At 62.4% G+C, this 16,200-nt stretch carries 16 protein-coding genes; 10 read left to right on the top strand and 6 right to left on the bottom strand.

The features are described 5' to 3' along the window. Positions 1-242: 242 nt before the first annotated feature. Positions 243-560 carry a DUF1476 domain-containing protein gene (locus tag RA21_RS01535; RefSeq protein WP_019297458.1) on the bottom strand — a complete coding sequence of 106 codons (318 nt, stop codon included), beginning with the start codon at positions 558-560 and terminating at the stop codon, positions 243-245. A gap of 274 nt (positions 561-834) precedes the next feature. Here RA21_RS01535 and purC point away from each other — a divergent pair, with 274 nt between their 5' ends. The 6 genes from purC to RA21_RS01565 all read left to right on the top strand — a co-directional run bounded on the left by purC (position 835) and on the right by RA21_RS01565 (position 9,346). Next, positions 835-1,596 carry a phosphoribosylaminoimidazolesuccinocarboxamide synthase gene (gene purC / locus RA21_RS01540; protein ID WP_039145684.1) on the top strand — a complete coding sequence of 254 codons (762 nt, stop codon included), beginning with the start codon at positions 835-837 and terminating at the stop codon, positions 1,594-1,596. Positions 1,597-1,697: 101 nt separating this feature from the next. Then, positions 1,698-1,928, top strand: a complete 231-nt coding sequence (gene purS / locus RA21_RS01545) for a phosphoribosylformylglycinamidine synthase subunit PurS (protein WP_019297460.1) — start codon at positions 1,698-1,700, stop codon at positions 1,926-1,928. Then, the gene (gene purQ / locus RA21_RS01550) at positions 1,928-2,596 is read left to right on the top strand and encodes a phosphoribosylformylglycinamidine synthase subunit PurQ (RefSeq protein ID WP_039145686.1); all 669 of its coding nucleotides are present in this window, start codon (positions 1,928-1,930) and stop codon (positions 2,594-2,596) included. The genes purS and purQ overlap by 1 nt, the downstream gene beginning before the upstream one ends. A gap of 36 nt (positions 2,597-2,632) precedes the next feature. Beyond that, complete coding sequence (locus RA21_RS01555; RefSeq protein WP_019297462.1) at positions 2,633-4,405, top strand: ATP-binding protein; 1,773 nt, start codon at positions 2,633-2,635, stop codon at positions 4,403-4,405. A 30-nt stretch (positions 4,406-4,435) separates the two neighbouring features. Further along, the gene (locus RA21_RS01560) at positions 4,436-5,773 is read left to right on the top strand and encodes a sigma-54-dependent transcriptional regulator (RefSeq protein ID WP_019297463.1); all 1,338 of its coding nucleotides are present in this window, start codon (positions 4,436-4,438) and stop codon (positions 5,771-5,773) included. A gap of 588 nt (positions 5,774-6,361) precedes the next feature. Next, positions 6,362-9,346, top strand: a complete 2,985-nt coding sequence (locus tag RA21_RS01565) for an Rne/Rng family ribonuclease (protein ID WP_039145687.1) — start codon at positions 6,362-6,364, stop codon at positions 9,344-9,346. A gap of 182 nt (positions 9,347-9,528) precedes the next feature. Here the strand turns inward: RA21_RS01565 and RA21_RS01570 are convergent, their stop codons facing one another. Then, the gene (locus RA21_RS01570; protein WP_029204941.1) at positions 9,529-9,762 is read right to left on the bottom strand and encodes a sulfurtransferase TusA family protein; all 234 of its coding nucleotides are present in this window, start codon (positions 9,760-9,762) and stop codon (positions 9,529-9,531) included. Positions 9,763-9,856: 94 nt separating this feature from the next. Between RA21_RS01570 and RA21_RS01575 the strand changes: the two genes are divergently transcribed. From RA21_RS01575 to RA21_RS01585, 3 genes are all read left to right on the top strand, one after another. After that, a complete protein-coding gene (locus tag RA21_RS01575) occupies positions 9,857-10,609 on the top strand; it encodes a cytochrome c biogenesis CcdA family protein (RefSeq protein ID WP_019297466.1) in 753 nt (250 codons plus the stop codon). 91 nt (positions 10,610-10,700) lie between these two features. Then, complete coding sequence (locus RA21_RS01580) at positions 10,701-11,969, top strand: hypothetical protein (protein ID WP_039145689.1); 1,269 nt, start codon at positions 10,701-10,703, stop codon at positions 11,967-11,969. Continuing rightward, positions 11,966-13,321: a cytochrome P450 gene (locus RA21_RS01585; RefSeq protein WP_039145691.1), complete on the top strand. Its 1,356-nt coding sequence runs from the start codon at positions 11,966-11,968 to the stop codon at positions 13,319-13,321. The genes RA21_RS01580 and RA21_RS01585 overlap by 4 nt, the downstream gene beginning before the upstream one ends. 48 nt (positions 13,322-13,369) lie before the next feature. Here the strand turns inward: RA21_RS01585 and RA21_RS01590 are convergent, their stop codons facing one another. The 4 genes from RA21_RS01590 to fumC are packed head-to-tail and all read right to left on the bottom strand — an operon-like array spanning position 13,370 to position 15,406. Continuing rightward, a complete protein-coding gene (locus RA21_RS01590; protein ID WP_039145693.1) occupies positions 13,370-13,597 on the bottom strand; it encodes a hypothetical protein in 228 nt (75 codons plus the stop codon). A gap of 23 nt (positions 13,598-13,620) precedes the next feature. Then, positions 13,621-13,839: a ribbon-helix-helix domain-containing protein gene (locus RA21_RS01595; RefSeq protein ID WP_019297470.1), complete on the bottom strand. Its 219-nt coding sequence runs from the start codon at positions 13,837-13,839 to the stop codon at positions 13,621-13,623. After that, positions 13,836-14,012, bottom strand: coding sequence for a DUF4169 family protein (locus RA21_RS01600; protein ID WP_019297471.1), 177 nt, complete (start codon positions 14,010-14,012; stop codon positions 13,836-13,838). The genes RA21_RS01595 and RA21_RS01600 overlap by 4 nt, the downstream gene beginning before the upstream one ends. After that, positions 14,012-15,406, bottom strand: coding sequence for a class II fumarate hydratase (fumC, locus tag RA21_RS01605; RefSeq protein ID WP_039145695.1), 1,395 nt, complete (start codon positions 15,404-15,406; stop codon positions 14,012-14,014). The genes RA21_RS01600 and fumC overlap by 1 nt, the downstream gene beginning before the upstream one ends. A 201-nt stretch (positions 15,407-15,607) precedes the next feature. Between fumC and RA21_RS01610 the strand changes: the two genes are divergently transcribed. Beyond that, on the top strand, positions 15,608-16,180 hold the full coding sequence (locus tag RA21_RS01610) for a hypothetical protein (RefSeq protein WP_019297473.1): 573 nt from the start codon (positions 15,608-15,610) through the stop codon (positions 16,178-16,180). Positions 16,181-16,200 lie beyond the last annotated feature (20 nt).

Consider the following 16,200-nt stretch of genomic DNA (forward strand, 5'->3'; position numbering starts at 1 on the left):
TCCCGTGTCAGCGGGCCGCCCCGGCGGACCGGGCGGCAAATTGGTCTGCTTCCCCTCTCTCACGCCGGGCGGGCAAGGGCAATTTCATTTTCTTCATCTTCATTATGAGAGTGCTGCCCGGCTGCCGCAAAGCCGCAGGCACAGGGGCGAATGCGGCGTGGCGCCACGAATTTCGCAACACACCGCGCGGAAAGTTCCGCAGGGGCAGTAAAGAAAATGGCGGAAACAGCCGTTGGCAGGCTTCAGTCTGCCTCGCTCAGGATCTGGTCCTTGGCCTGCGGCAGCAGTTCCGCGCGTTTCGCCCGGATTTCATCGGCAGAGGCCTTTCCTTCCAGCTCGCCTTCCAATTTGCGCACCACGTCTTCGTGGCCGGCTTCTTCCAGATCGGCTGCAACAACCGTTCCGGCAAAGGACTCTGCATCCTTGCCGCTCAGCCCCAACAGCTCTGCGGCCCACAGGCCCAGCAGCTTGTTGCAGCGCGCCTGCGCATTGAACTGCATCTCCTCATCATGCGCGAACTTCGCTTCAAAGGCCTGCTCACGCTCGTCAAATGTCGTCATATCGCGTCCTCGTTTAACCTGTTGCACCCCTCTGTATGATAGGAGCATGATCCCGGTGCAGGGCAAGAAAAAACTGTTCCTTGCAAGGCCCTTGTGCTGCGGTGGGCAAGGTTCCGGGAGCTGCGCTGCGTCCCCGGGGGAAGGGAACGTCTTTCTGCGGGCAGGGGCGGCGTTCACCTCAGCCGTGCAGCACGCTTGCGGCTGAGGCCCCCTTGCACTATGAGAGCGGCACATCGCAGGGCCGGATTCCCGGCATTGACCCGAAAGGTTCCCAATGGCGCGTCGCAAGAAGATTTACGAAGGCAAGGCCAAGACTTTGTATGAGGGCCCCGAGCCCGGCACCATCGTGCAGTACTTCAAGGATGACGCCACCGCCTTCAACGCTGAAAAACACGACGTGATCGAGGGCAAGGGTGTCCTGAACAACATCCTGAGCGAGTTCTTCATGCTGGGGCTGGCGCAGATCGGCGTGCCGACCCATTTCCTGAAGCGCCTCAACATGCGCGAGCAGCTGGTGCGCAGCTGCGAGATCATTCCGCTGGAAGTGATCGTGCGCAACTATGCGGCCGGCTCGATCTCCAAGCGCCTGGGCATTGACGAGGGCACCCAGCTGCCGCGCCCAGTGGTGGAATACTGCTACAAGGACGACGCCCTGGGCGATCCGCTGGTCACCGAAGAGCACATCGCCGCCTTTGGCTGGGCCAGCCAGCAGGACATGGACGACATCCTGAGCCTGGCGCTGCGCGTGAACGACTTCCTGTCCGGTGTATTCCTGGCTGTGGGCATCCGTTTGGTCGACTTCAAGATCGAGATCGGCCGGATTTACGAGGGCGACTTCCAGCGCCTGGTGATCGCCGATGAGATCAGCCCGGACAGCTGCCGCCTGTGGGACATCAACACCGGCCAGAAGCTGGACAAGGATGTGTTCCGCCGCGATCTGGGCAGCCTGACCGACGCCTACAGCGAAGTGGCACGCCGCCTGGGCGTGATGCCGAACAATCCGCCCGCGCCGGGCAAGCCGACGCTGGTGAACTGAAATAGGGACCCGCAGCGCCTGCCGCGCTGCGGGTCTTTGAGTATTTTTGGAAAGATGAAGCCCGGCAGGGCTTCGCCATCGAAAACCTGAGGGATGATGCGATGAAGGCACGGGTGCATGTGATGCTGAAGAACGGGGTTCTGGATCCGCAGGGCGAGGCTGTGCGCCACGCGCTTGGCGCTCTGGGCTTTGACAAGGTCGAAGGCGTGCGTCAGGGCAAGGTGATTGACCTGGATCTGGCCGAAGGCGCCACCGAGGCCGATGTGACCGCGATGTGCGAGAAGCTGCTGGCCAACACCGTGATCGAATCCTACAGCATCGAGATGGCCTGATGAAGGCGGCGGTAGTAGTCTTCCCGGGTTCGAACTGCGACCGCGATCTGGCGGTGGCGTTTGAACAGGCCGGTTTCGACGTGTCGATGGTTTGGCACAAGGACAGCACGCTGCCCGCAGGTGTCGACATCGTCGGCGTGCCGGGCGGGTTTTCCTATGGCGATTACCTGCGCTGCGGCGCCATCGCGGCGCAATCGCCGATCTGCAAGGCGGTGATCGAGCATGCGGACCGCGGCGGCTATGCCATCGGCGTTTGCAACGGCTTTCAGATCCTGACCGAAACCGGCGTTCTGCCGGGCGCACTGCTGCGCAATGCGGGGCTGAAGTACATCTGCCGCACCGTGAACCTGAAGGTGACAACGTCCGAGAGCGTCTTTACCCAAGGTTACAACGCCGGTGATGTGATCGGCGTGCCGATTGCCCACCACGACGGCAATTACTTTGCCGATGCGGACACGGTGAAGGCACTGCAGGACCAGGACCGGGTGGCCTTTACCTATGAGGACAACCCCAACGGGTCTGTTGCGGACATCGCGGGCATTCTGTCGGAAAACCGCCGTGTTCTCGGCATGATGCCGCACCCGGAACGGGCGGCGGACGAGGGCCATGGCGGCACCGACGGCGCGGCAGTCTTCCGCGCATTGGCGGGAATGGTCACCGCTGCGTGACTTGAGGATAAGCGGCGGCGGTCATAGGGTAAGTCTATGACCGCGCCGCGAAATGATTTGAGCAAACCCGAACCCAGAACGCGTTCCCGCACGATTTCCTGGCGGGCGCGGCTGGCGCTTGTGCTGTTCATGGCGGTGGCAGCTGTCACGGTCTGGACCACCAACCGGGCGCTAACCCACCGGTTCACGGAAAGCACCCGCAACCGGGCAGAGCTGCGGCTGGCGCTTTATTCCGGCAACCTGCTGAGCGAGCTGCGCCAGCATGCCATCGTGCCGCAGCTGCTGGCGCGCGACCAGACGCTGATCTCGGCGCTGCAATCCAGCGACTTCTCCCTGTCCACCCAGCGGCTGATTTCCTTTGTTGATGAAATCGGGGCCGCCTCGATCATGCTGCTGGCGCAGGACGGGCGCACAGTGGCGGCCACCGACCGCAACCGGCTGGGAGAGAGCCACCGCAACGCGGCCTATTTTGTCGATGCGGTGCGCGCCAAGTCGACGGTGTTCTCGGTGATCCCGCGCGAGGTGGGCGGCTACCGCTTTACGTATTCGCGGCGGATAATCGACGCGACCGGCGTGCTGGGTGCAATTGTGGTCGAGGTCGACCTGCAGAAATTCGAACGCGCCTGGGCGGGGATTTCAGACGCGGTGCTGGTCACCGACAGCACCGGCAACATCATCCTCGCAACCGAGGCACGCTGGCGCGGCCTGAAAGAAACCGACGCGCTGACCCTGCAGACGCCGGAGGGGGCCATTCAGCGGGCAATCCGTGCCACAACCGACTGGACCGCTCTGCCGCCCGATGCCTACCTGCAGGGCGAGGCGGTGATGCGGCTGGAAACGCGGGTGCCGTTTCAGGGCTGGCGCATGGCGACCTTCACCACCTATTCCTCTGTCCGCGAGCGGGTGAATGCGGTGCTGGCGCTGGAGATCATGGGATTCGCCATCCTTCTGGCGCTGGCGTTCTACTTTCTCAGCCGCAAGACGGCGCTGCGGATGGCGCTCTTTCAGCGCGAGTCGGCAGAGCTTCGCGTATTGAACGCTCGCCTGCAGCGGGAAATTGCCGAGCGGGAACGCATGCAAAAGACCCTCGCTGTGGCCGAGCAGAGCCTGGCGCAAAGCTCCAAACTGGCCGCCTTGGGCGAGATGTCCGCGGCTGTCAGCCACGAGCTGAACCAGCCGCTGGCGGCAATGAAAACCTATCTGGCCGGCGCCCGGCTGCTGCTGAACCGGAACCGCCCGGACGAGGCGCTGGCCTCCTTCGGGCGCATTGATGATCTGATCGAGCGGATGGGCGCGATCACGCGCCAGCTCAAGTCGTATGCGCGCAAGGGCGGCGATGCGTTCAGCCCTGTAAACTTGGGTGATGCGCTGGCTTCCAGCCTGTCGATGATGGAGCCGCAGCTGCGCCAGCGGCATGTGAAAATAACCCGCATCCTGCCGGAAGAACCTGTTATGGTGATGGGCGACCGGATGCGGCTGGAGCAGGTGATGGTCAACCTCTTGCGCAATGCGCTGGACGCCACCAAATCAGTGGCCGACCCAGAGGTGGAGATCCTGCTGGCGGCGGGTGAGACGGCAACCTTGTCGGTGCGTGACAATGGGATGGGTATCAAGGACTTCGACAACCTGTTTGAACCTTTTTACACCACCAAGCAGCCCGGCGACGGGGTTGGATTGGGGCTTGCCATCTCCTCGGGGATCGTCAACGACCTTGGGGGACGGCTGACCGCACGCAACGGGCAGAACGGCGGTGCGGTATTTGAAATGCAATTGCCGGTCCTGGTGGACGGTATCGAAGCTGCCGAATAGGCGGCGCGGAGTGATTAGGAGTGAACGCGCATGGCCCAGGCTATGAAAATCGCGATCGTGGACGACGAACAGGATATGCGGCAGTCGATCAGCCAGTGGCTGGCACTGTCAGGCTATGACACGGAGACCTTTTCCAGCGCGGAAGAGGCGCTCAAGGTCCTGGGGCCGGATTACCCGGGCATCGTGATCTCTGACATCAAGATGCCGGGCATGGACGGGATGCAGTTCCTGAAGAAGCTGATGGGCAGCGACAGCGCTTTGCCGGTGATCATGATCACCGGCCACGGTGACGTGCCGATGGCGGTGGAGGCGATGCGCGTCGGCGCTTTCGATTTCCTGGAAAAGCCCTTCAACCCTGACCGCATGTCGGAGCTGGCCAAGCGCGCAACCGGCGCCCGCCGCCTGACGCTCGACAACCGTGCGCTGCGCCGCGAATTGTCCGACGGCGGCCAGATCATGAAAAAGCTGATCGGCCAAAGCCCGGTGATGGAGCGCCTGCGCGAAGATATTCTGGATCTGGGGCAGGCTGACGGCCATGTGCTGATCGACGGCGAGACCGGCACCGGCAAGACGCTGGTGGCCCACGCGCTGCACGCGGTTGGCAGCCGGGCAGGCAAGAAGTTCGTGCTGATTTCCTGTGCCGCACTGGAGGAAGAGGCGCTGGCCAAGCGCCTGTTCGGCCCGATGCTGCCGGAAGACAGCATGCTGCCCGCAGTCGAGGAAGCCCGCGGCGGCACGCTGGTGCTGGAAGACATCGACGCGCTGTCGGAAACCCTGCAGGCCAAGCTGCTGAGTGTAATCAACGAACAGGGCACCCCGGCTGAAACCCGGATCGTCGCGATCTCCAACCTGCAGGAAGCGGGCAAGACCTGCGAAGATGCGCTGCGCCCGGATCTGTTCTACCGGCTGGCGGCGTTGCGCATCACCGTGCCGCCGCTGCGCCAGCGGGGTGAGGATATCCTGACCCTGTTCACCCGACTCAGCGAGCAGTTTTCCGAGGAATACGGCTGCGATGCGCCGCAGGTGAGCGCCCAGGAGGCCGCGCAGCTGCTGCAGGCGCCCTGGCCGGGCAACGTGCGCCAGCTGATCAACATCGCCGAACGTGCGGTGCTGCAGTCGCGCCGCGGCTCCGGCACCATCGCATCGCTCCTGATGTCCGATCACGAGGAGATGCAGCCGGTGATGACCACCGAGGGCAAGCCGCTGAAGGAATATGTGGAAGCGTTTGAGCGGATGCTGATCGACAACACCATGCGCCGCCACAAGGGCTCGATCGCCAGCGTGATGGATGAGCTGTGCCTGCCGCGCCGGACCCTGAACGAGAAAATGGCGAAATACGGCCTGCAGCGCTCGGATTATCTGGCCTGAACTGGCAGCAGCCGTTTCCCGGGGCGGGAAACGTCCCGGAAAACACGTGCTTTCCGAGCTGGAATTCGTGCCGAATTCAGCGGCTCCGCGGGAAAACTAACCTGAAATTAACGGCTTGCCTGATAGGGGCAAGCCGTTTGCATTTTCAGGCCCCGTGGTGACGAATGTCCATTGTCATTACCTATCCACAGGCCTTATGCTGGCGCAACGGGCTGGAAACCGGCATTTGGTTCCGCCCGTTCTGATGAGTTTCGCTGGCTTCAGCTTTTGTCCGGCAAGATCCGAGAAAGCTGCAGCCAGACCGATTGGCCCCCTTGACCCAAGGGGGCAGTTTAGCGCCCAAGCCGGAAATCAAGCCGGTGCAGGGATAACAAGGCAGGCACGGGCACACCCCGTCTGCCGGAGAAGAACCGCGATGACGCGCGCGAGAGCGAAGAGCACTGAGGCAGGAAGGCCGGGCACAGCCCCCGGGACCACCTGCTGCACCGCGCCGTCCATTATCGCCCTGACAAGACACCACCCGAAACGCGCGCGGCCGCCTGGAAGCAGGAGGCTTGCGGGCGCACAGGGCAGGTGCACCAAGGACCCATGGCTAAGAAGATGCTTATTGACGCCACCCACGCGGAAGAGACCCGCGTTGTGGTGGTCGATGGAAACAAGGTTGAGGAATTTGACTTTGAATCCGAAAACAAACGCCAGCTTGCTGGCAACATCTACCTCGCAAAAGTAACCCGCGTAGAACCGTCCCTGCAGGCGGCCTTTGTGGACTATGGCGGAAACCGCCATGGTTTCCTGGCGTTTTCCGAGATCCATCCGGATTACTACCAGATCCCCGTCGCGGACCGTGAGGCCCTGATGGAGGAAGAGCGCGCCTATGCCGAGGCGATGCGCGCGCGTGATGAGGACGAGGAAGAGAAACCGGCCAAGCCCAAGCGCTCGCGCCGTTCCAAATCCTCTGCCAAGGCAGCCAAGGCGTCGTCCAAGGATGCGGTGGAAACCAAAGAGGTCGAGGCCACTGAACCGGCGGCTGGCGAAATCGCCGGCATGGAAACCATTGACCTGACCGACAGCACTGAGGCGGCGGACGTCCCGGCAGAGCTGGCCGAGGTGCCGGAGGGTTCCTCGCCGATGGAGCGTGTCGCCGAGACCCCGGTGGAAGAGCCGGAAGAAGGTGAGGCTGCTGAAGCCGCACCTGCAGCGGAAGCGGAAGAGCCTGCTGCCGCAGCAGCTGAAACAACTGAAGAAGTTCCGGCTGAAGACGCCACAGCTGAGGCAAGCGATGAAAGCGGCTCCGAAACAGAGGCCGAAACCGCCTCTGCGGATGCGGAAACGTCTGCCGAGGCAGCCAAGGGCGCTGCTGACAGCGAAGAGGATGGCGACGACGACGGTGAAACCAGCCGCGCTGATGCCACCTCGAAGGACGAAAGCATCGAGTCGGTTGCCGACGAGGACGACAGCGAGGACATCCGTCCGCCGCGCAAACCGCGTCCGCGCCGCTACAAGATCCAGGAAGTGATCAAGGTCCGCCAGGTGCTGCTGGTGCAGGTCGTCAAGGAAGAACGCGGCAATAAGGGTGCGGCGCTGACCACCTACCTGTCGCTGGCCGGCCGTTACTGCGTGCTGATGCCCAATACCGCCCGTGGCGGCGGCATCTCCCGCAAGATCACCAATGCAGCCGACCGCAAGAAGCTGAAAGACATCGCCACCGAACTGGACGTGCCGACCGGCGCGGGCCTGATCGTGCGCACCGCCGGTGCCAAGCGCACCAAGTCCGAGATCAAGCGCGACTACGAATACCTGCAGCGCCTGTGGGAGCAGATCCGCGAGCTGACGCTGAAATCCATCGCGCCGGCCAAGATTTACGAAGAGGGCGACCTGATCAAACGCTCGATCCGCGACCTCTACAGCCGTGAGATCGACGAGGTTCTGGTGGAAGGCGATCGCGGCTACCGCATCGCCAAGGACTTCATGAAGATGATCATGCCGTCCCATGCCAAGAACGTGAAGCACTACCAGGACGGGCTGCCGCTGTTTGCGCGCTTCCAGGTGGAAAGCTATCTGGCGGGTATGTTCAACCCAACGGTTCAGCTGAAGTCCGGCGGCTACATCGTGATCGGCGTGACCGAAGCGCTGGTGGCGATCGACGTGAACTCCGGCCGTGCCACCAAGGAAGGCTCGATCGAGGAAACCGCGCTGAAGACCAACCTGGAGGCCGCCGAAGAGGTGGCGCGCCAGCTGCGCCTGCGTGACCTCGCCGGCCTGATCGTCATCGACTTCATCGACATGGACGAGCGTAAGAACAACGCCGCCGTCGAAAAGCGCATGAAGGACAAGCTGAAGACCGACCGGGCCCGCATCCAGGTGGGCCGGATCTCGGGTTTCGGGCTGATGGAAATGTCGCGCCAGCGCCTGCGTCCCGGCATGATCGAGGCAACCACCGCGCCGTGCCCGCATTGCCACGGCACCGGTCTGATCCGCTCCGACGATTCGATGGCGCTGTCGATCCTGCGCCAGATTGAGGAAGAGGGCACCCGCCGCCGCTCCCGCGAAGTGCTGGTGCGCTGCCCGGTCTCCATCGCCAACTTCCTGATGAACCAGAAGCGCGAGCACATCGCCCAGATCGAGGCGCGGTATGGCCTGTCCGTGCGCATCGAAGGCGACGCGCATCTGGTCAGCCCGGACTTTGTGCTGGAGAAGTTCAAGACCGCGTCGCGTACCGTTCCGGCGGCAACTGCACCTGTGGTTTCTGTGGATACTTCGATCATGGATCAGGTGGACGCGGAAGAGACCAAGCAGGACGAGGAAGAGAGTGCTGCTGTGTCCGAAGCGGAAGCGCCTGAAGACACATCTCAGGATGACAAGCCCAAGCGCAAGCGCCGCCGCCGCCGCCGCCGGAAGGGCGGCAATGGCGAGCAGTCTCAGAATGGCGAGACCGGCGAGACCGGTGACGAGACATCCGAGGATCAGGAGCAGCCCAAGGAAGAGGCCGCAGAGGCATCTGAGGCTGCTGTTGAAGGCGAGGAAGCCCCGGCGGAAGAGGTGAAGGAGAAGAAGCGCTCCCGTACCCGCACCCGTTCGCGCAAGCCGAAGACCAAACCCGCTGAGGCGGAAACCACGGCAGGTGAGGAAGCCGCTGCTGACGCTGCAGAGGCCCCGACGGAAGCTGCAGAGGATGCTGTTGCGGCTGTCGAAACTGCCGGTGCTGGTGAAGCAGCCGCGCAGGAAGCAGAAGCTCCGGTGGCGGAAACCGCTGAAGAGGCTCCGGCGGAAGCTGAAGCCGCCCCTGCCGAAGAAGCCGCTGCTGAGGCGGAAGAGGCTGCTGCAGAGACTGTTGGCGGCACACCAGAGGAAGCCGTTTCTGAAGAAGCTGAGGCTGAGCCTGCGGCAGAAGAACCTGTTGCGGAAGAACCCGCTGCGGAAGAGGCAGTAACGGAGGAAACCGAAGCTGCCGAGCCTGCGCCAGCGGTCGAAGAAAAACAGCCTGAGCCTGCCATGGCCGGTGCTGAGGCGGCGCCGGAACCGGCATCACCGCCCAAGCCCAAACGCCGCGGCTGGTGGTCGATGGGCAGCTGAAGCCGGCATATGATTCTGGGGAAGGCAGGCCGTTTGGCCTGCCTTTCTTTTTTTTGTGCGCTCTATTGATTGCGGCAGCCGTTTTCCGGCGCGGAAAACGACCCGGAAAACACGCGTTTTCCGAGCCGGAATTCGCGCCGAATTCCGGTTCCTTCGGTGGAAAGTCTCAACTCTCTCCGGGGTTAGCCGCCCTTGCGGATCAAATAGATCTGGTGGCCGGTGCCGGTGCTGTGGCCAAGAAATTCATGACCCGCCTCATTGCAGAAATGCGGCACGTCAATCACGGCTGCAGGGTCATCCGCCAGCAGTTCCAGAATCTGGCCGGGCTGCAGCGATTTCAGCCGCTTGCGGGCCTTCAGGACGGGCAGGGGGCAAAGCAGCCCGATTGCGTCAACGGTCTCTTTGATCTCGGTCATGGTGTGCAGATAAGCGGGATGTTTCATGCTGTCCACAAGGATGTGACCAGCCGTCCCCGTGACGTTGGTCCGCGGCTGGCATAAGTGTTGGAACATGTTTGGAATCGAGATCATCGACGCAGGGCTGCTCCCTGCCATGCTGGTGGCGCTGCTGGGCGGCGTGATCAGTTTCCTGTCGCCCTGCGTGCTGCCGATTGTGCCGCCTTACCTGGCCTATATGAGCGGTGTCACCATCGGCGAAATGCAGGGCACTGTCGCCGCGCGCCGCAAGGCAATCATCGCCGCGCTGTTCTTTGTTCTCGGGCTGTCAACGGTGTTTCTGCTGCTCGGTTTCACCGCCTCAGCTTTTGGCGCGTTTGTGCTGAAAAATCAGGAGCTTTTCGCGCAGGTCTCAGGCGTCGTTGTGATTGTGTTCGGCCTGCATTTCCTGTCGGTATTCCGCATCCCCCTGCTGGACCGCGAGGCGCGGATGGAAGCGGGCGAGTCGGGTGGTTCGGCGCTTGGCGCCTATGTGCTGGGTCTGGCCTTTGCCTTTGGCTGGACGCCCTGCATCGGGCCGCAATTGGGGGCGATCCTGTCGCTGGCTGCATCGGAAGCCTCGGTCAGCCGCGGCACCATCCTGCTGGGCGTTTATGCCGCGGGGCTGGGGGTGCCCTTCCTGCTGGCGGCGATGTTCCTCAACCGGTCGATGACACTGATGAACAAAATGAAGCGCCACATGGGGCTGATCGAAAAAGTGATGGGCGGACTGCTGCTGTTTGTCGGCATCATGCTGGTCACCGGCTTGTTCACCACCTTCTCCTGGTGGCTGCTGGAAACGTTCCCGGCGCTGGCAGCACTGGGCTGAGACCAAACGATGCGAGGGGCCTTCGGGCCCCTTTTTCTTGAACCTTCCGGGCCTTACTCTTGCCGGATTGCGCTGCTAGTCTGCCCGCAGAATGGCAGAGCAGGTCAGCGTGGATCAAAGCGGTTCCAATCCCCAGCAGGTGCGCAGGCGGCGGGTGTTCTACATCCCCGGCTATGACCCGATTCATCCGCGACGCTACCGGGAACTGTACCGCAAGGAAGGCGCCGCGCAGGCGGGGATTTCCGGCTACAGCCTGACGCTCTCTCCGAAACAGACCAAAGGCCCCTATGGCTGGCATGTCGCCGCGGAGATAGACGGGCAGCGGACCGAGGCGGACGTTGAGGTGCTGGTCTGGTCCGACATCGTGCGCGGCAGCATGGAGTCGTCGATTCCGGGCACCTACTGGCAATTGGTGCGGACCGCCTGGATCTATACTTCAACCGGCGCGCTGCGGCGGCTGATGCGGTTGCGCAAGGGGCCGGTGATCGCGGCACTCTATCCGGTCGGGATGCTGCTGCTGCAGGCGCTGCTGGCACTGCTGCTGGCCTGGGGCGTTGCCCATGCAATTGGCATTCTTGCCGGTCTGGCCAGCCTTGGCAGCCCGTTGGCCGCACTCATTGGATGGGCCCTGGGCCTTGGCGCTGGCTATGCGCTGCTGCGCTGGTTCAAGAAACGCGATGGCAAGTTCTTTGCCTATTACCTGATGCATGACTATGCCCATTCGGCTGCATCGCGGGGCGCCATCCCGCCCGAAATGGAAGCGCGGATGGACAAATTCCGCACCTTGATCCGCGAGGCGCTGGACGACCGGGGACTGGATGAAGTGCTGGTTGTCGGCCATTCCTCCGGCGCGCATCTTGGCGTTTCAGTGCTGGCGGACCTGGTCCGGGAAGGGCTGCCGCAGAAACGGCCGGTCCTGGGGTTCCTGACATTGGGGCAGGTGGTGCCAATGGTCTCTTTCCTGCCGCGGGCACGGCGGCTGCGAACCGATCTGAAATACCTGTGCCAGCGCGAGGAGCTGGCCTGGGTGGATGTCACCGCGCCCGGTGACGGCTGTGCCTTTGCGCTCTGCGATCCGGTGGCGGTCAGCGGTGTGGCCCCGGAGGGCAAGCGCTGGCCGCTGGTGTTCTCGGCAGCCTTTACCCAAACCCTCAGCCCGGCGCGCTGGAAGGAGTTACGCTGGCGCTTCTTCCGGCTGCATTTTCAGTATCTCTGCGCCTTTGACCGGCCCGGCGACTATGATTATTTCCGCATCACTGCCGGGCCGCTGACGCTGGCGGAACGCTACAGGGACCGCAAGCCCTCCCGGTCACGTATTGACGTGCCGGTCTCGAAATTCACGTCGGTGGCCGCGGAATGAACCAGGCATTGCCGCCGAAACCGCCTGCACGGCCGGACCGGGTGTCATTGTGGCGCTATATTAGGCTGTTCCGCCAGGACATCCTCTCGGCCCAGCCTGCAAAGCTTTACCGCGCCTGGATGGCGGAGTTCCGAACGCCGTTCTTCCGTTCTTTTCTCGTCAACCAACCGGAGCTGGTGAAGCTGCTGCTGAAAGAGCGTCCTGACGATTTCCCCAAATCGGACCGTATTGCTGAGGGGCTGAAGCCCTTGCTGGGAAATTCGGTGTTCCTGACCAATGGCGAGGCCTGGAAGCGGCAGCGACGGATCATCGACCCGGCCTTTGAAGGCGGCAGGCTGAAGGACACCTTTCCAGCAATGCGTGCGGCGGCTGAGGCCGCAGTGACGCGCCTGGAAGGGCGGCAGGGACCGGTGGAGATCGAAGAGGAAACCTCGCACGCGGCAGCGGATGTGATTTTCCGCACGCTGTTTTCTATCCCGATAGAGCATGAGGTGGCGGGGAAGGTCTTTACCCGTTTCCGCGACTATCAGCGCAGCCAGCCCTTGCTGAACCTAGCGGCCTTTGTGCCGCTGCCGCGCTGGATGCCGCGGTTCTTCCGCGGCGGCACCCGCCGGAACGCGGCGGAAATCCGGGCGCTGATTGCACAGCTGACGTCCGACCGCATGGCGGCAATCGAGGCAGGAACAGCGCCGGATGATCTGGCGACCAAGATCATGACTACCCGTGACCCGGATACCGGCAGCACCTTTGATGCGGGCGAGATGGTGGACCAGGTCGCGATCTTCTTTCTGGCCGGCCATGAAACCAGCGCCTCGGCCCTGGCTTGGGCGCTGTATCTGATGGCGCTGTACCCGGACTGGCAGGAGAAAGTGGCGGAAGAGGCGGCCGCGCTGGAGGACGACAGTTTTGCAGCGGTGTCAAAGCTGAAGATCAGCCGCGATGTGTTCCGGGAAACCCTGCGGCTCTACCCGCCGGTGCCAATGATGGTGCGCGAAGCCGCCTGTCCGGAACGGTTCAGGGATCGCCACGTGCCGAAAGGCGCGCAGATGGTGCTGAGCCCCTGGCATCTGCACCGGCATGAGCGGCTGTGGGACAATCCGGACGGGTTTGATCCGGCTCGCTGGGGAACGGAGAACGGCAAGCAATGCCAGCGCGACGCCTATATTCCGTTTTCAGCAGGCTCCCGGGTCTGCACCGGGGCAGGGTTCGCCATGGTGGAAGGGCCGCTGATCCTGTCGATGATCCTGCGGCGGTTCCGGATTGAGCCGGTGGCGGGCAAAGCGCCGGTGCCGGTGGCACATCTGACCGTGCGGTCGCAGTACGGCATCTGGCTGCAGCTATCGCCTAGATAGCCAAGAAAATTCGAATTTTCTTGGCAAATTTCGTCGAAGAAATTTGCGTCACTGAATGATACGCACGGCATCCTGATTGCAGAAGATGACAACCTGGCCTGCATTCTCCACGGCGTGATAACCGCGGCGTTTCAACTCGAACCGGAAACGGTCCCAGCCAAGCAGCCGTTCAATGTCACGTTTCTTGCGGCGGACCACACCTCCCTTTGCAGCAGCTTGGGACTGAAAAAGCTGCTGCAGCCAAGCATCTGCTGAAAGAGGAGCGGGCATCGTCATCCCGCAAGTCTCCGCATTCGTGGTTAACGCCCTCTTAACCGGCGCAGCACAAACAGCCGGATCGCGGAGGCCAGACCGCAGTCCTCGCCGCGGGTTTCATCAATTTCGGCTGCCAAGTCGTTGATTGCGCGGTCTTCCTGTGCGGCGATCTCGCGGAAGGCATCCCAAAAGTCATCCTCTAGCGACACCGAGGTCCGGTGCCCGCGCAAGGTCAGGGAATGCTTCTTGGGGCGCCCGGTCATTCGTCGCGCTTGTGATCGTCCAGGCGTTGGGCGTCCTGGTCATTGCGCGCCTTGTCCAGGTCTTTCTCTGCCTTGGTCCGCCCGAAGGTCACGGCGTTCCGGTCAGCGCGGGCCTTTTTCTCGGCCCGCGCTTTTTCTTTTCTGTACCGGTTCAGATTGACCGGCTTGCCCATCAGTCCTTGGGCCCGATCATCTGCTCGGGGCGAACCACGGCGTCAAAGGTTGCTTCGTCCACGAAGCCGAGCGCAATTGCCTCTTCCTTTAGCGTGGTGCCGTTTTTGTGGGCGGTTTTAGCGACCTTGGTGGCGTTGTCATAGCCGATGGTGGGCGCCAGTGCGGTGACCAGCATCAGCGACTCCTTCATCAGCTTGTCGATGCGTGGCTCATTGGCCTGGATGCCGTTCAGCATCCGCTCGGTAAAGCTGTCCGCGGCGTCGCCCAAGAGCTGGATCGACTGCAGCAGATTATAGGACATCATCGGGTTGTAGACGTTCAGCTCGAAGTGCCCTTGCGAGCCTGCAAACTTGATCGCCGCGTCATTACCCATCACATGCGCTGCCACCTGGGTCAGTGCCTCTGCCTGGGTCGGGTTCACCTTGCCCGGCATGATTGAGGAGCCCGGTTCGTTTTCCGGCAGGATCAGCTCGCCCAGGCCAGAGCGCGGGCCGGAGCCGAGGAAGCGGATGTCGTTGGCGATCTTGTAGCAGCTGCCCGCAATGGTCGCGAGCGCGCCGGACAGGAACACCAAGGCGTCATGGGCGGCCAGTGCCTCGAACTTGTTGGGGGCGGTGACAAAGGGCAGGCCGGTGATTTCTGCCATGTTGGCGGCCACGGTCTCTCCCCAGCCTTTCTGGGTGTTGAGACCGGTGCCGACAGCGGTGCCGCCCTGTGCCAGTTCATAGATGCCGGGCATTGCCGCCTCGACCCGTGCCAGGCCCTGGCGGATCTGGTGCGCATAGCCGCCGAATTCCTGGCCCAGGGTCAGCGGGGTCGCGTCCTGGGTGTGGGTCCGGCCGATTTTGATAATGTCCTTGAACTCTTCCGCCTTGGCCTCCAGCCCTTCAGCCAGTTTGGTCAGGCCCGGCACCAGCACGTCGCGCACGGACATCGCGGTGGCGATATGCATGGCGGTGGGGAAGGTGTCGTTGGAGGACTGGCCCATGTTGCAGTGATCGTTCGGGTGCACCGGATCCTTGGAGCCGATCACGCCGCCCAGGATCTCAATCGCGCGGTTGGCGATCACCTCGTTGGAGTTCATGTTGGACTGGGTGCCGGAGCCGGTCTGCCAGACCACCAGCGGGAAGTTGTCGTCGAACTTGCCCTCAATCACCTCGCCCGCGGCCTGGATCACCGCATCGGCGATTGTCGCGTCCAGCTTGCCAGAGGCCTTGTTGGCCATGGCGCAGGCTTTCTTAATCACGCCAAGCGCGCGCACGATTGCCACCGGCTGCTTTTCCCAGCCGATCGGGAAGTTCATGATCGAGCGCTGGGTCTGCGCGCCCCAGTATTTCTCTGCCGGGACTTCAAGCGGGCCAAAACTGTCGGTTTCGGTGCGGGTTGCGGACATCCGTCTGTTTCTCCGTTGAGTATGCGATTGTATGCCGTTTAGCCTGTGCCGGACGAGGGCGCAATTGGCCAGTTGCGCGCAGCATAGCCAAAAGGGCCGCAAGGTATAGTGGTGAATTGGCGCAATCCCGTGCGTGCCATTGCCCGCGAACATGCTATGCTTAAACTGCGGGAAACGGGTTTTGCCGTATCCGGAAAGGAAATGAATGTGCCAATCCGCTTGTCTCTTGAAATGTCATTGAAATCCCTTGCCGCTTTGCTTTTAGCGGGCGGAATTCTCGCGGCTGCAGCAGGGCAGGGGATTGCAGCCGGAATTGCGCAGTTTGCAGGCGAGTATTCCGGCAGTGTCGAAATCGTCAAGGCTGACGGCGACACTGATCCGCGCGATATGAGCGTGGTAATCCGCGAGATGAAGAAAGGGTTCACCATCAAATGGACCTCCACGACGGAGCGGGACGACGGCAGCAGGAAATCCAAAACTTACGAGATTGAATTCCAGACGTCCCGGCGCGACGGTGTCTATTCAGCAGCAATGAAGCGGAATGTATTCGGCCACGAGGTGCCGCTTGATCCGATGGAAGGTGAGCCCTTTGTATGGGGGCGGATCACCGGTGACACTCTGACTGTGTTCTCGCTGTTCATACATCCGAACGGTGATTATGAGATGCAGCAGTACGACCGCACGCTCGCGGAGGGCGGGCTGGATCTGGTCTATATATCGCGCCTGAATGGGGAGCCGAAGCGGCAGCTACAGACATTCCTCACCCGGCACTGAGATCTGTTTTTGTCCCGCAA

It is taken from the genome of Leisingera sp. ANG-DT (assembly GCF_000813785.1).
In the GTDB taxonomy this organism is placed as follows: domain Bacteria; phylum Pseudomonadota; class Alphaproteobacteria; order Rhodobacterales; family Rhodobacteraceae; genus Leisingera.

What these genes read in the sequence shown, in the direction of transcription:
- RA21_RS01585 (WP_039145691.1), top strand. Translation starts at nt 11,966, where the DNA reads ATGAACCAGGCATTGCCGCCGAAACCGCCTGCACGGCCGGACCGGGTG.
- purQ (WP_039145686.1), top strand. Translation starts at nt 1,928, where the DNA reads ATGAAGGCGGCGGTAGTAGTCTTCCCGGGTTCGAACTGCGACCGCGAT.
- purS (WP_019297460.1), top strand. Translation starts at nt 1,698, where the DNA reads ATGAAGGCACGGGTGCATGTGATGCTGAAGAACGGGGTTCTGGATCCG.
- RA21_RS01555 (WP_019297462.1), top strand. Translation starts at nt 2,633, where the DNA reads ATGACCGCGCCGCGAAATGATTTGAGCAAACCCGAACCCAGAACGCGT.
- RA21_RS01565 (WP_039145687.1), top strand. Translation starts at nt 6,362, where the DNA reads ATGGCTAAGAAGATGCTTATTGACGCCACCCACGCGGAAGAGACCCGC.
- RA21_RS01590 (WP_039145693.1), bottom strand. Translation starts at nt 13,597, where the DNA reads ATGACGATGCCCGCTCCTCTTTCAGCAGATGCTTGGCTGCAGCAGCTT.
- RA21_RS01600 (WP_019297471.1), bottom strand. Translation starts at nt 14,012, where the DNA reads ATGGGCAAGCCGGTCAATCTGAACCGGTACAGAAAAGAAAAAGCGCGG.
- RA21_RS01535 (WP_019297458.1), bottom strand. Translation starts at nt 560, where the DNA reads ATGACGACATTTGACGAGCGTGAGCAGGCCTTTGAAGCGAAGTTCGCG.
- RA21_RS01610 (WP_019297473.1), top strand. Translation starts at nt 15,608, where the DNA reads ATGAATGTGCCAATCCGCTTGTCTCTTGAAATGTCATTGAAATCCCTT.
- RA21_RS01560 (WP_019297463.1), top strand. Translation starts at nt 4,436, where the DNA reads ATGGCCCAGGCTATGAAAATCGCGATCGTGGACGACGAACAGGATATG.
- RA21_RS01595 (WP_019297470.1), bottom strand. Translation starts at nt 13,839, where the DNA reads ATGACCGGGCGCCCCAAGAAGCATTCCCTGACCTTGCGCGGGCACCGG.
- RA21_RS01575 (WP_019297466.1), top strand. Translation starts at nt 9,857, where the DNA reads ATGTTTGGAATCGAGATCATCGACGCAGGGCTGCTCCCTGCCATGCTG.
- RA21_RS01570 (WP_029204941.1), bottom strand. Translation starts at nt 9,762, where the DNA reads ATGACCGAGATCAAAGAGACCGTTGACGCAATCGGGCTGCTTTGCCCC.
- purC (WP_039145684.1), top strand. Translation starts at nt 835, where the DNA reads ATGGCGCGTCGCAAGAAGATTTACGAAGGCAAGGCCAAGACTTTGTAT.
- fumC (WP_039145695.1), bottom strand. Translation starts at nt 15,406, where the DNA reads ATGTCCGCAACCCGCACCGAAACCGACAGTTTTGGCCCGCTTGAAGTC.
- RA21_RS01580 (WP_039145689.1), top strand. Translation starts at nt 10,701, where the DNA reads ATGGCAGAGCAGGTCAGCGTGGATCAAAGCGGTTCCAATCCCCAGCAG.